Below are 13,983 nucleotides of genomic sequence, written 5' to 3'. Positions count from 1 at the left end.
TTTCAAAATATTGCAGTAATTGCAACAAGACATCTATACCATTATAAAAATATTCTTGCATTTTGTCGAATTATAGATTTTTTTTGCACAAATTATAATTAATATACAGCCCAAACGTATTCCTTTACCCATTTTTCACATATATAAAATATCAATACACGAATCCATAAAAAAAAGTAATTTCAAAATTGAAACTACTTGTCTTATTTGTATAATCGGCTTTTATATTATTTTTTTAATATCATGTTTCACTATTTTTATTTTCATGTCCTCAATTTGGGAAACCTTTGATGCTGTATCCTTCTGCCATGTCGCTGACTGTACATGTCCTTGCACAAATAATTGGCTGTTTTCCTGGACCACCGCTGGAGCCTTTACTGCAGCTATATCTGTATGACGCATTTCCAATAATGATTTATTGGACAACGCTAAAAATGGTCTAGCCGCCTTATCCACCCTACAATTTTCAATACGCCCCATTGATTGATCTGACCAAATCATGGCATAAGGGCTTTCTTGATCATCTTTAAAATAGCTATTAGCTATCTCAAAAATTGCATCAATGCACGTGATTCCGTTTCCTTCCATTTGTTCAAAGGTGCAATAGTGTGTAAATAATCGGGCATTGTTGATATAGATATGGTGGCTTTGCAGCTCTCGAATCGTTGTATGATGCATCATAATTTTGGCATGTTCATTACCATAAACACCACCTGATTGCCCAAATTGAATAATCGATTTCTGTAGCTTTAATCCACTAGCATCAACAATAATATGAAATTGCTGATGGTTTTGAATTTTACATTGGTTCATCGAAACATTTGCCTCATCCACAATGGTAAGCCCGACAGCCATGCCATTACGAACATGACATGTATGAAATTCCACCTTGCTATTTTCAATCAACACCTGTGCCTTGACATGCCGAGAAACTTGACAATCATAGAACTTGGCTTCGGTTTTTTCTCCAAGATACAGCCCATGACTTTGACCATCTGAAAAAATAGAATCAGATACCATTAGTTCACTGCGATGAACCACCATATTCGTATCAAGATGCTCTTTTATTTCACAGCCATCCATCCTGAAAGTCGTGCTATCAAACAATTGAATGCCTACCCCTTGCCCTTGGTGAACTAAACAATTGGTCATCGTCATCTCACTTGACGCAGCCATTACTTGTGCCTTGTCATGCCCATGAATTTCACAGTCCTCCATTGTCAGCTTGACATGACGAATCGCAAAAATACCATGCTTCTTCCCTTCCAACAGCATACAATTCGTCAGGCTTAGCTCACAGTTTTGAGCGATAATCTGTGCCTTCCTATGATGCTCAAATGTCGTGTCGACTAGAATAACACTAGAGCCATTCGCCACACGCAAACCAAAATGATTCAGTGGCGTTGCAAGCACTGCACAATTTTTCATCAGCAAACTACCATAGCTCACCATCATCTGCGTTCGAATCAATTGCTCCTCAATCACACAATTCTCAAGCTGTAAATCGCCTTTCACATACAGCCCCTGCCCTTGCCGGAACCGTAAATTACGCATCGCGACAGGTGTTTGATAGCGAATAAATACGCCACCCTTGATGGTCACATTGCCAACCCCATACAACGTCAGCCGCTTGGCAATATCCAAGCTTTCCTCATAAATCCCATCCCGAATTTCAATCATATCCCCAGGCGCCGCCTCTTCAATCGCCTGCCCGATACTTTGATAACGATGCATAATACTCCTCTTCACCACAAGTACAGCCATTTACACACTCCTAACCAAAAAATGTTCGTACCCTATTTATATACCGAACATGCTTGTGCTTATTCAATTTTGTGTAAAATTGCTGGAATATGCAGGCGTTTATTTGGAATGTTTGACGGTTTAATGAAAGTGGGGAAAAATGCAAAAAAACCAACAACAACCGAATCCCCCCGTGATATGCTCCCTATTAGGTAGACAGATGAAAAAATAAAATCTGTTTATCTAAGGAGTATTTTTTATGGGGCGAAGCAAACATTCACTCGAGTTGAAACTATATATCCTTCAATTGTTCGAAGAAGGTCACTATTCTATCAATGAATTGTGTGAAAGGTTTTCAATAGATCATCAAACTTTTCATAGATGGAAAATGAAATTTGAGGCAGGTGGACGTGAAGGATTACAAGAAGCTACTTCATGTAAGTTCTATTCAAAAGAGTTAAAATTAGCGGCTGTGGAGGACTACATTCAACGAAATTATTCACAGATGGAGGTGTTGGCGAAATACGAGATTAGCAGTACCTCCGTTTTAAAAAGCTGGGTAAAAAAGTATACTAGTCATAGTGAAATAAAAGATTCAGGTAAAGGAATGAGTCAAGCTATGACCGAAGGAAGAAAGACAACTTTTGAAGAACGTATTGAGATTGTCGAGTACTGTTTGAAGCACCAGAAAAATTATCAGTTGGCAGCGCATACCTATGGTGTTTCGTATCAACAGGTATATCAATGGACGAAGAAATTTGAAACGAATGGTGAAGAGGGATTACGTGATCGTCGTGGTCGCACAAAAGATGAAGTCGAATTAACCGTTGAGGAGAAATTGAAATTAGAGATTCAACGTATTGAACGTGAAAATGAACGTTTACGTGCAGAAAATTTATTTTTAAAAAAGTTAGAGGAAATCGAAAGGAGGCATCGTTAAGCCAAATACGTCTACAGCAACGCTATTTAGCGATTCAAGATTTACATCGAGAGGAAGAACTTTCGATTCTTTTACTATGTGAAATAGCTGATGTTTCGCGTGCAGCTTACTATAAGTGGTTAAGTCGCAAGCCTTCTAACAGAGAAGTTGAAAATGAAGCCATTTTAAAGGACATTCATCTCCTTTACCAACAAGTAGATGGTATTTACGGCTATCGTCGTACAACGTTGACAATCAATCGTCAGCGAAAAGAAAATAATCAAACGATGGTTAACGAAAAGCGTATTTATCGTTTAATGCAGATTAGTGGATTGAAGTCTGTTATTCGTAGAAAGCGCAAGCCTTATCGTAAATCCCCAGCACATCATGTGGCGGAGAACGTATTAAATAGAGCATTTACATCGAAAAAGCCCAATGAAAAATGGTGTACAGATGTCACAGAGTTTAAGTATGGAAATGGGAAAAAAGCTTATTTAAGTGCAATTATCGATTTATATGATGGTTCAATTGTGAGTTATGTGTTAGGTCATTCGAATAATAATTCCCTTGTTTTCAAAACAATAAAATTAGCTATTCAATCATTACAATCAGGCGAACAGCCCTTAATACATAGTGATCGAGGTTTTCAATATACATCAAAGGAATTTAAGCGAATTGTGGAAACTGCCAATATGACACAGAGTATGTCCCGTATTGGTCGATGTATTGATAACGGACCAATTGAATCATTTTGGGGCACATTGAAGTGTGAGAAATATTATTTACATAAGTACGATTCATATGAAGAGTTAAAACTAGCGATTGATGATTATATTCATTTTTATAATTACGATCGTTATCAGAAAAGGTTAAGCGGCTTGAGTCCGTTAGAATTCAGGACTCAAGCCGCTTAATACATTTTTTATTATTTCCACTGTCTACTTGACGGGGTGCAGTTCACCGGTCATTGCTGGTTTATTTCATTTACATTATTTCTTGCGTTTCACAAATACAATAACAAAAATAGCGGCTAGTGCTGCTAGGATGGCGATCATCCATACTGTGTTTGAGTTGGATGTTGTGTCATCTGCTGCGGCTGCTTGTTGCTCTTCTCTTGGTGTAGCGTTCGAAGACTCCATTTCTTTGGCATCCTCTTTCACCACTTGTGCAGTGCTAATTTGTACATATTGTAGTGTTGCTTCATTCGAGGCGGATGTTTCATGTTCGTGGCTATCGCCATGGCCTTCTGCATGATCCCCGTGGCTTTCCTCTTGCCCACCGTCATGACCATGATGGTGATCCGCTGCTGTTGTAAAAATAGAACGTTCTAGCTGTTGCCCTACCCAGCTTTTGGCATCTGTTGAATCGGCAAAGATGCGAGGGTGTCCTGACAGCATGTATGTTTTACCGTCGATGATGATTCCTGTTTGGTCACCTGTGACAACGTCTTCAATCGTACCCGTTGGTCCTTCTGCAAAGCCGCCCATTTGAATAAGCGTATGTCCGCCCATATCAAATGTAAGGTGCTCTGTTAAGAATGCAATGTATTCTTCTTTCGACATGGTTGCGTCAGGATTGGTTAGCTCAAGTTTATGATGAAAAAGTGCTGTATTTATTTCCTTGTACGTAATATCTCCCTCTAGAGAAGACACGTAATCCTCTTTTTGAGCTGCTTGTGCTAGCTCATCCACTGTTGCTCCGTCAAGGCCGAAAAAGCCACCTACCCAGCCTGCAAAGTCCTTGCGTGAGAGATTGTCTGTTGGGTTTAAGGCCATATCTTTGCCATTGTACCCAAGAAGCCCAATACTGTGTAGTACCATAATGTCTTGAATATTGGCGGCTGTTTCAGGGACATCCGTGAATAGTGTACTTTTATCCATCGTATGGGCGTAGGCAACGGGTGCCATGAATAAAGTACTCATCAATAATAAAAGTAAATATTTTCTCAAAATGATTCCACCTTCCAATGCCTTAGTATACAGATGAAATGTGAGGAAGTTTGAAATCAAGCACAATTTTCTATAGTTTGAATCGACGAATGAGGCCATTTAATTGTTCGGCCATTTCTGCTAAATGCTCGGCACTATGTTTAATTTCCTCCATAGAGCTTGCAGCCTGTTCAATGGTCGCCGATGTTTCCTGAATGCCTGCCGCTGACTGTTCAGAGACAGCCGCAATATCATCGACAGATTGGTGAATCGTAACAGTATAGTGAACTACCCCGTGCAAATCTGATGACATCCCATCAATGCTTGCTGCAATGGCATCTATCGCATCTGCAATACGATAGAATGTTGTATTGGTCGTGGCAATTTGCGCTGTGCCTTTTTCTACTTCCCCATAGCCTTGCTCTAATGAGGAGGTCACTGTCCTCGAATCATCCTGAATGGCTCCTACAATGGCTGTAATATCATCAACGGAGAAGGCCACCTGCTCGGCTAATGTGCGAACCTCGTCGGCTACCACCGCAAAGCCCTTTCCTTGTTCCCCAGCTCGGGCTGCTTCAATCGCTGCGTTCAGTGCTAATAAATTTGTCTGTGCCGCAATATTTTGAATGACCGCTACAAGCTTAGAAATTTCTTGTGTTTGTTTACTGAAACCAGTTACCTGATCCACCGCGTTCTTTACCATCTGCTGAATCGCTTCCATTTGCTTTGTGGAAGAGGTCATTGCATCTCTACCTTCTTCTGTTAAAGCTTTGACTTCCTGCGAATATAGTTGAACGTCTTTACTGCCGTCATGAATAGTCGTTACTTTGACAGCAAAGTCGTTTATGGAGGAAGCGACATCTGCTGCATGGTTTGCCTGTCGTTCTGTACCGCTGGCGATTTCTGTTACAGTATGGGCAACTTGTTCTGTACCTGTTTTTACCTCTGTGGTTGACTGCAAAAGCTCCTCACTATGAGCCGCTACCTCATCCGACACTGTTTGAATATGTTTCAAGAGTCGATTTAAAATATCTGCCATTGTGTTGGTCGCTTCCATCAACTGGCCCACTTCATCCTTTGATTGAATAGGTAAAGGGGGCTCGCTTAAATCCCCCTTCGTCATTCGTTGCATACGTTCTGTTAATGTAATAATGGGTCTTGAAATACCACGAGCACTTAATAGCTCAATTATCACTGCTAGAAGAACAATCACCACACCTACGATAATGGCAATTCGCTGTTTCTGTTCCCCAGCGGCAACACTGTCTTTCCCTACTTCATTAATGGCTAGTTTTCGTTGCTCAGCTAAGCCTTCGTAGCCTTCACGAATAGACGTGGCTGTGTCATCCATTTTTGTGAGGTTTTGAGTAGCCAGATTGGTGTTCCCTTGGTCATATACCGCAAATACCTCTTGTTCAATATAACGGTTCCATTCTTTAGACATCTCCGCAAATTGTCCGAATTCGCCTGAGGAAGATAATGCTGATCGTTTTTCTTCGTTGCTTAGTTCCTTTGCAACATTATCCTGAAATATCTCTTTATACTTTTCTCTACCAGAAAGCACATAGCCTCTAGCTGCCGCTATTCTTAAATCAATGGACTGTGCCTGCTCGTAATCGATGATTAATAGTTGTAATTCTTGCTGTACAATTTGCTCTGTCGCATCATTGCTTTGCTTGATGGCAAAGTAATTGTAAACAATGTATCCCATCACGATTGCAATCACAATGCTAAAGGAAAAAACAATGCGTCTACTAATTGTTTTGAACTTCATTTGCAAAAACCCCTTATTTTCCTAATCTATTCCATCATTAAAAATCTACCATTTAATAAGGGCGATTAGCGGTTTTAGGAATTTTTTCTATATTTCCAGAAATAACTTGGTCAATATAATGTTTTTTATAGCATCTTTTATCTTACGCCTTTAGCACTATTCTTAATCCCAGCCATTAAACATTACATCGCCAATGGTTTGGCTATTAAAATAAGAGACGTATTTCCATTCTGTAGTAGATAGACTATGTAACGCCTCATCCTTTATTAGTAATGTTGTAAGTGTCTCCGCTTCCAAGCATTTTCGCATAGGAAAATATTTATGCAGGTGAGGCTTGGATAAAAAGGTAAAGCTACTCTCCTCCTGCTTGGCAAAGGCGATGTACGGCATCAAACGATGATGAAGAATCGTCAGTGTTTCTCCATCGATTTCAATCAATGCCTGCATATAGACAAAGGGCGTTTGATCGATAAATTGCCGTACCTTCGCTCGTTGTTCGCTTGTCACTAAATGGTACACCATCGACTGAAACATGCGCATGTCCTGCTCAATTAAATGCGCTGCATCGAAACCAGAAATTCCTTTTGTTAAACGCAAGCCATCCATCACTCCTTGTTATTTGCCTCTATATAGGACCTTCTCGTTCGGATGAGGCATTTCCTGCCAATCTATGCATTTCTTTTAATGTGATAATCAATTTGTAAAAAGGGAATACCAAATAACGTCATCTGATGGCGTGCTGACAATGTCTTGTCATCTACCGCAGAAATTTGAAAATGCTCCTGTAAGGGTAGCCTCATTACATTTTTTCCTATCGCCAAATAAATTCCTGCATCTCCATCATGGCGACTTGTTAGGTGTAGCTGACCATTTTCTTCATAGGCATACAAAATGCCAACCATTGTTGAGAACGGGAGTGGTAAGGCTATATTCATATAGGTCGTTTCGTCGCTTGTGTGCTTCGAATAAATCGCGACAAAAACGGTTTGCTGTTGAATTGTCCGAATCCATGCACGTGGAGACGGACGGCTATCTTGTGCAGAATCAACCTGAACAATGCTACCCGTCATTTCAATTTGCTTACTGGAAAAGGGTAAATTGAGCTGTTGGAGAAAACGCCCCATGCCTTGATACAGAAAGGCAAAAGGTCGAAACCAAGTCTTCCATTGCACCGTCGAAAACAGACGATAGGTCGTTGTATGCTCATAAAAATGTGGAATGACAGGCGGTAGCTTTGCTGTATCGACAAAGTCCTGTAAGGCATCGACCAAGCCAGGGTGTGGTATATTCTCGTGATGTAGCTTTCCGCGAATTTGGCTTACAGGGAACTCAAACGGACGCTGTGTTGTTGGGGGGACAGCCATTAGCCAGGCGATGACCCCTAAAGCCCCAAAGAAAACACCATTGATCACACCATGGAATTGAAGCATTTCTGGAATGCCGATGGAAACGTTTCCGCTGACACGACTGTAAACATACAGACAAGACCCAAGAATTGTCAGACAGAGCGCTCCATAGGAAATCCTCAGCAATAGCCCCTGTCCAAAAGGAAGCTTTGTTTTGAGCGCTACGAAAAACAAGCCGTAAATGGCGAAAATATAAAGAGCAACGGCAATGATTTCGATGAGAACGGAAAAGGCAATACCTATCGCAACAAGGATTGGTCCTGCTAGCAATATCATCACCATGACACGATACCCATTACTATCATGTAATCGAACTAAAAGTCCTACGGAAATGGGTAATAAACAAGCTGAATAATGAAAGTGAATCGCTGTTAACCACGTTATTAATGGTGAAAAACCCGTATCCATGTTGGCGACATAGGCGAAAAACCACAAACCACCAAGAGCTAGGTAGAAAAGCCCCATGTCGATAGCAAACTCCGCAATATTCGTAAAGCCTCGTTGTAAAAATCTTTTCACGCCTTGTATGGCAATATAGAAGGTATACAGTAAATACATGCCTGCCAAAACATTAGCCAATAAGCCATCCGTTGACCAATGCAGCAGTGTAACGGCTAGCATCATCCCAATAATGATGGCTTTGCCCGCTTTTGTAACATCGACAACCATTGAAACCATGGTGGGAACGAAAATCAGTTGAGCAACTGTTAGTAACCATAAGTAATTGGGTTGTCCACTAAGCACAAAGCAAATCACCGTGAACAAAATCCCTAGTAAAAAAATAAAATTACTTCGATTGTTGCGTAAATTCACCAGCATACATCATGAGCCTCCCTATGAATGGATTATGGATGGAGACATGAATGGTAAAGACATTTTTCGATTCATCAAAGCCTTCCTCTACAAGGACTCGACCCTCTAACAGTCGAGGCATCGGGCATTCGAAACGCGAGAGGACAAAGCGCTGCTTACCTGACCGAATGACTAATGTCCCCTCTCGTGTCACCGTAAAGTGCAAATCGGAATAAAAAAGCGCGGGTATGCCTAAATAATCTTTCACAATTTTTTGGATTGGATCAAGGGTCATCCTTGCATCAAAATGCCTGGTTTTCTGCGGGAAATAAAAGGTACGCTCCCATAGCACCTCTAGTTCTCCACTTGGCAGGGCTCTGCATGTATTCGAAATGGTAAAGGGGATATCCTCCCCTGACTCTGGGAACAAAAATCGCGTTTTCGCAGCCAGTGTATAGAAGGGACGCATCCATTTAGCACCAGATTTTATTTGATGCATCACGCCCTGAGCAAAAAATGGTTCATCTATTGGTAACGCATAACGCTGCTGTAGCATCGGATGAAGTCTCGCAAAATCATCCCCTAATATTGTTTGATAGATCGTCATCCTTGTTATCCTCGCTTTCTTTTGCAACTTTTAGCACTTGGTACATCCTTACTTAAGCTAAATCCGACAATTGACAACACCCATAAAGCGCTATTAAAGGTAAGTGGATTAAAGGGTGCTTGTATACTTGTCGGGTCCGCAACAATAGCAGCTATCGTCAAGAGCGGAAAAATGATAATTTGCATGCCAAAGAGCCAGCGTTTTCCTCGCGGGTAAAGCCAACATAAAGCAAAGAGAATTTCCGCAACCCCTATCCACATAACTAGCTGATCTGCATGGTTTAGGAATGAAGCCGTCATCTTTAATTCCTGCGGATGTAAATGGATAATCTTCGGTACAAGACCATGATAGAACCAGACAAAGCAAAAGAATAGACGCATGAGCATCGTTAAAAAGAATCGTCTATACTGTGCGGCAGGATTTTCTCCTTTTTCTAGCCATCTTTTTAAAACATCAAAGCTGAGTGCCGTCGCCCACCCCATTAATGGACGAAAAAATAAATCAAAGAATACGCCAAGCTTGCCGTAGCGTGTGTCATAATCATATTGGGTCAGAAATGTCAGCCCCTGTTGATACGGGATATATTGCCAATAGCCCTTTCCCTCCGCTATGGGTGAGCGCTTTTGAGGCGTACCAAAATGCAGTGAGGATGTTCGCGTGCCATTTTCTTTATGATGCTCCCCTTGCTTTCTCCCCAGCCGCTTACCTGTAAGCCTGGCATGACCTTCGTTTCATAGGTAAAACGCTGTGGCTCTTCAGGTGCTTTTTTCGGACTATATGTAATGGATGTAAAACGTAAATCCCATTGTTCATGCAGCTGAGGATTTTGTGTATAATCCCATGCTTTCTCTATAGGAGCCTGAATGTCTATCTCGACATAAATAGGTTTTCTGCTCATAAACTCACTCCTTTTTTTGATGAAGCCACTATCATTATAGCAGTAAATTGATAACCTTCTATTAAATGGGTATGCAAATTACGTTTCTCAATAAAAATAAAAAACTTGAATCGAAATGATGACTTGAGTCTAATGGTATCGTTAGTACTATTAGTTTTAACGAGAATACGAGGCTTTATTGATGATGGTATACCCATGTCCTATGTCTTCTTCACATTAGGCATCATGAGCATGCCTTTATGTACTACACTCATTCACTCTCTAGAGGTTATGGGAGGAGCGGACAAAGCTAGAAATTTAAATAACAACAGCCCCTCTATTTAATAGAAGGGCTGTTGTCTTTCGTGTTCAAAATTAAGCTTTTGAAGGGTCCTTTCATAAAATGTTATGGTTTTTGACAAGCAAAATTATAGCCGCCGATTTTTCTAGCCTCTGTCGCATTGGTTTGTCCATTTACACCAGCATCATCTCGGAGTCAATGATTGGATTGCCTCCTGTGCAAAGCATTTGTTCATATAATTCATTTTTTCTTTATGTGTCAAGTATCGGTCCCAGAAGAAATAGCCTATGAAAGAAACCAAACCAATTCCTGCAAGCCATGCTATAACAGCATATGGTGTTACTTCTCCATCTTCATTTTCTTTATAAATAATTGTGCCTTCATAATTGTCCATGTCTAGCCCAAAGGTTAAAAGTTTATGATGAACCTCATTAGGAGATAGTGATTCAAGAGATTCGTAATAATTTAATTCTTCATCTGTGAAATGATATAATTTCTGAGCTGCTTCTTCATCAAACTCTAATGTTTGTGTAGCCAAGTTATAGTAGATGGATTCGGCTAAAACACTTTCTTTACGTCCATATTCATCAGCATTCGCAAAATTCGGAAAAATTGTAGCAACAATCAACGTAACAATCAAACTGCAAATAAAAAATTGAAGCTTCTTCATCACAATGAACCTCCTTGTTTTAATTTGTTTATGGTAAAATATTACATTAATGGATAATGTAACATTATCTTTATTATACATATAATCCAGATAAATGTATAATATATAAAGAAAGTGAGGTGTTTTTTTGTATTTCTCAAATATACAATTATTAATGCTTGTATTTGCTTTTGTTATTGCGATTTTCAGTGTGATTAAAGTGTATCAAAAAAAAAAGAGTATTTGATTAAACACAGAGAATTAGAGGTGGAATACGAAAGAATCCAACTGGAGAAACAAAAACAAAAGATTCTTTAATTTAGTATGAAACTTACTATATAAAAAGTGCACCTCGTCATTAGATTTTCCCTAACGATTGGGTGCACCTATTTTTTCCTAAATTGCTCTAGCTACTTATCTATTGATACTGACAATGATTTGTAATAGTTTATCGAACTTGGGCAAGCTTTATAGTAAAAATGCCTTCGTTGGATAACCCACTGACCGAAATCCTCTGATAGGCTTCAATCATTAACTACATCCTGCCACCAGTCGTCTACCTGATAGTGTAATAACTGTTCGGGGTGAGTCCCATGCCCGCGATATAAGGGCGCATAGCAAGTATAGCCTTGGTTATGTAGTGCAGTGGCTACTTTCTTCATATCTCTTGTATGCCTCGTAAAAGAATGTAAAAGTAATAGGGCATGCTCATTTCCCTGTAAATAAATTTCTTTTGCTGGTAGTATGTTTAGCACATCATCAAGCCCCTCATCTAACTTCATTTAAGCCCCAACAAACAGCACAGCCTGTCCGATCGCAATAAAAAAGGCTTCCTCCTGGATGGGACTACTGTCTTCAATTTCTAGTGTAATATAAAAATGCGTCTCACAGAAAGTCGCTTGCCAGCGGGCGATGGGCTGCTCATTCACAGTAAAAACAGACCAGCCCTCCATTTCCTTGTTGAGCTTGATCTGCTGTTCGCCATCGGTAATGACTAAATCAGGAATCATGATTTGCCAGCCATCGTAGGCAATCATATAGTCTTTCCCTGTCACCAAATCCTTACCACGAAAATGCACACGTCCGCGACGGGATACTTTTTTACACGTAAAAAGTTGTTGACCGTTGCGATCATTGACATCAAAGCGAACAAAATAACGATAGTCCATTGTGCGGTCAAATGCTTTTTTTAGAGCATTGGAATACACGCGTTGAACAGTGGACGATACCTCCCCCGCTTCATTTAAAATAGTAACGGTCTCTGTTGACTCGATGGCTGCTGGTTGCTTGTATGTATAGGTCTTCAATCTATTCGCTCCTTTAAAACAATTGCTTTCTTAAAGCTACCATAAAATAAGCGCCAAATACAAAGGATGTATTTGACGCCCCTATTATTGTACGGGTACTTCTACTGTAAATGGTTGGAAGTTCACTTCTTTATAGGCTGATGGATTGAATGGAAGATGTGTTTCTTTGCCATCAGCATCTATTTGAACGCTCCCACCCCCTGTTGGAATAGCAACATAAGGCGTAATGGTTAATTTTCCAACGTGTTGTGCTATTGGATCAAAGGCTTTCGTACTGCTTAATATCCACACCCCATCATCAAATTGCGCTTTTCCACCGCCCGAATGAGAGGCGATCTCCCTGCCTTGCCCATCTGTTATGAAAAATTCTATAGATGCTGGTGGGTTATCGAGGATTCCATTCATCTTTGCTTCATAGTCAAGGGAGATCCCCGATGGACTGAAGGAGATGTTGGATATATCAAGCTCAATGCCTTCAACCTCCTGTCGATGATTCACAGGAACATGGACAATCTCTGTAATCTTTTCAATCGGGGTCGAAAACGTCCATTTTTCTCCCTTTTCGCCTGCTAATATTAAGCCCAATTGAAAGAAATCTGGCATTTCCTCAACCTGTTTGACATCAAACGTCGCAATACCTGTCCGAACCGTAGGACTTAACCTCTGTTCAGAATAGCTACCTGAGCTGACAGTTGGTTGGGCGCCATTAATGGTAAATTCCAAACCTGCTCCAAAATATAGTTCACTCAATTCCTGCTCAGATTGCATCGTTACCCCAACCGTTATTCGAGAATCATCATAAAGCACCTCATCTACTGTGACCGAAATCCCATTGATGGTTTGTGTTTCGCCAACAGCTTTGGTTAGTCCCTGTTCACTGGCTTGTTTTAGCCCAGGCAAGCCTGAGTCATTGAATACGGAACCGATAATTGGTAGCTTGGACAATGTGCTCGCAAATGTTGGTGATACATAGGCTGTGCCAATGGTTAAACTAAAAACGGCAACAGTACTGGCAATAAATACGAATGGTTTACGCTTGCTTCTTCTTTTCATTTGAATTGGTTTACCTTGTGCTTGTTGAATACCTTGTGCAATCGCTGCTCGTACCTCATCCCGTGGAAATTCAGGTAGGGTCACTGACTTTTTCATTGAACATTGCACTCCTTTCTAATTGTCGTTTTAGCTGTTTTTTACCACGATGCAAATAGGTTTTGATGGTGTTCTCAGGCTTTTTCATCATGTCTGAAATTTCTTTAATAGGTAAATCGTGATAATAAAATAAAAGGAGCGCCATCTGCTGGGAATGGTTTAATTGTTGGATAGCTTCTGCTAAATCAATAGGATTCCCTATGACCTGCTCCTGATCATGCAACCGCTCTAATAATTCCCTCTCCTCATAGGGAATCATTTTCTTGCCCTTTTTCAGCAAACGATAGCATTCATGAATTAAAATGCGGAACAGCCATGTCGAGAAAAATGCTGGATTTTTTAGTTGATGAACGGTTAAATAGGCTTTACATGCCGCTTCTTGAATAGCATCTAGCGCATCCTCTTTTTGACCAACATACGATAACGCCGTGTAATATAGTTTTTCTTCCTCTAGCACAAGTAGCTGTTCAAAGGCTTCCTTCTGCCCCGCAATCGCTTGTTTAACGATAGATAAATCATGTTCCATGCTTG

General features: G+C 40.4%; 12 protein-coding genes and 1 pseudogene. 1 reads left to right on the top strand and 12 read right to left on the bottom strand.

Going from position 1 to position 13,983, the window contains the following annotated elements; translation table 11 throughout:
- Window positions 1-222: 222 nt before the first annotated feature.
- A complete protein-coding gene (locus tag NP781_RS08330) occupies window positions 223-1,764 on the bottom strand; it encodes a right-handed parallel beta-helix repeat-containing protein (RefSeq protein ID WP_257521990.1) in 1,542 nt (513 codons plus the stop codon).
- 238 nt (window positions 1,765-2,002) lie between these two features.
- On the opposite strand from NP781_RS08330, the gene NP781_RS08325 reads away from it, so the two are divergent.
- A protein-coding gene (locus NP781_RS08325) for an IS3 family transposase (RefSeq protein WP_257521339.1) occupies window positions 2,003-3,576 on the top strand; the annotation gives its coding sequence in 2 pieces (ribosomal slippage) (window positions 2,003-2,645 and window positions 2,645-3,576; 1,575 coding nt in all).
- Between the two features lie 75 nt (window positions 3,577-3,651).
- Here the strand turns inward: NP781_RS08325 and NP781_RS08320 are convergent.
- From NP781_RS08320 to NP781_RS08270, 11 genes and pseudogenes are all read right to left on the bottom strand, one after another.
- Window positions 3,652-4,611 carry a hypothetical protein gene (locus NP781_RS08320; RefSeq protein ID WP_257521989.1) on the bottom strand — a complete coding sequence of 320 codons (960 nt, stop codon included), beginning with the start codon at window positions 4,609-4,611 and terminating at the stop codon, window positions 3,652-3,654.
- Window positions 4,612-4,681: 70 nt separating this feature from the next.
- Complete coding sequence (locus NP781_RS08315) at window positions 4,682-6,364, bottom strand: methyl-accepting chemotaxis protein (protein ID WP_257521988.1); 1,683 nt, start codon at window positions 6,362-6,364, stop codon at window positions 4,682-4,684.
- 162 nt (window positions 6,365-6,526) lie between these two features.
- Complete coding sequence (locus tag NP781_RS08310) at window positions 6,527-6,970, bottom strand: hypothetical protein (RefSeq protein ID WP_221683088.1); 444 nt, start codon at window positions 6,968-6,970, stop codon at window positions 6,527-6,529.
- Between the two features lie 62 nt (window positions 6,971-7,032).
- Complete coding sequence (locus NP781_RS08305; protein ID WP_257521987.1) at window positions 7,033-8,589, bottom strand: YndJ family protein; 1,557 nt, start codon at window positions 8,587-8,589, stop codon at window positions 7,033-7,035.
- Complete coding sequence (locus NP781_RS08300; protein ID WP_257521986.1) at window positions 8,558-9,169, bottom strand: DUF4166 domain-containing protein; 612 nt, start codon at window positions 9,167-9,169, stop codon at window positions 8,558-8,560. Before NP781_RS08300 ends, NP781_RS08305 begins: the two co-directional genes overlap by 32 nt.
- 5 nt (window positions 9,170-9,174) lie before the next feature.
- A pseudogene (locus NP781_RS08295) lies at window positions 9,175-10,067 on the bottom strand (DoxX-like family protein).
- A gap of 464 nt (window positions 10,068-10,531) precedes the next feature.
- Window positions 10,532-11,017, bottom strand: coding sequence for a hypothetical protein (locus NP781_RS08290; RefSeq protein WP_257521985.1), 486 nt, complete (start codon window positions 11,015-11,017; stop codon window positions 10,532-10,534).
- A gap of 503 nt (window positions 11,018-11,520) precedes the next feature.
- Window positions 11,521-11,778 carry an alpha/beta hydrolase gene (locus NP781_RS08285; protein ID WP_257521984.1) on the bottom strand — a complete coding sequence of 86 codons (258 nt, stop codon included), beginning with the start codon at window positions 11,776-11,778 and terminating at the stop codon, window positions 11,521-11,523.
- The gene (locus tag NP781_RS08280) at window positions 11,779-12,303 is read right to left on the bottom strand and encodes a tubby C-terminal domain-like protein (RefSeq protein ID WP_257521983.1); all 525 of its coding nucleotides are present in this window, start codon (window positions 12,301-12,303) and stop codon (window positions 11,779-11,781) included. It lies immediately after the preceding gene.
- Window positions 12,304-12,387: 84 nt separating this feature from the next.
- Window positions 12,388-13,452 (bottom strand): DUF4179 domain-containing protein, encoded by a 1,065-nt coding sequence (locus NP781_RS08275; RefSeq protein WP_257521982.1) that lies wholly within the window; start codon window positions 13,450-13,452, stop codon window positions 12,388-12,390.
- Window positions 13,427-13,978, bottom strand: coding sequence for a sigma-70 family RNA polymerase sigma factor (locus NP781_RS08270; protein ID WP_131519938.1), 552 nt, complete (start codon window positions 13,976-13,978; stop codon window positions 13,427-13,429). The genes NP781_RS08275 and NP781_RS08270 overlap by 26 nt, the downstream gene beginning before the upstream one ends.
- Between the last annotated feature and the right edge of the window lie 5 nt (window positions 13,979-13,983).

Origin of the sequence: Lysinibacillus sp. FN11, from assembly GCF_024628845.1 — a bacterium.
GTDB lineage: Bacteria > Bacillota > Bacilli > Bacillales_A > Planococcaceae > Lysinibacillus > Lysinibacillus capsici.
Note: the sequence above shows the minus strand (reverse complement) of the source record. Positions and strands in the feature narration are given on the sequence as shown.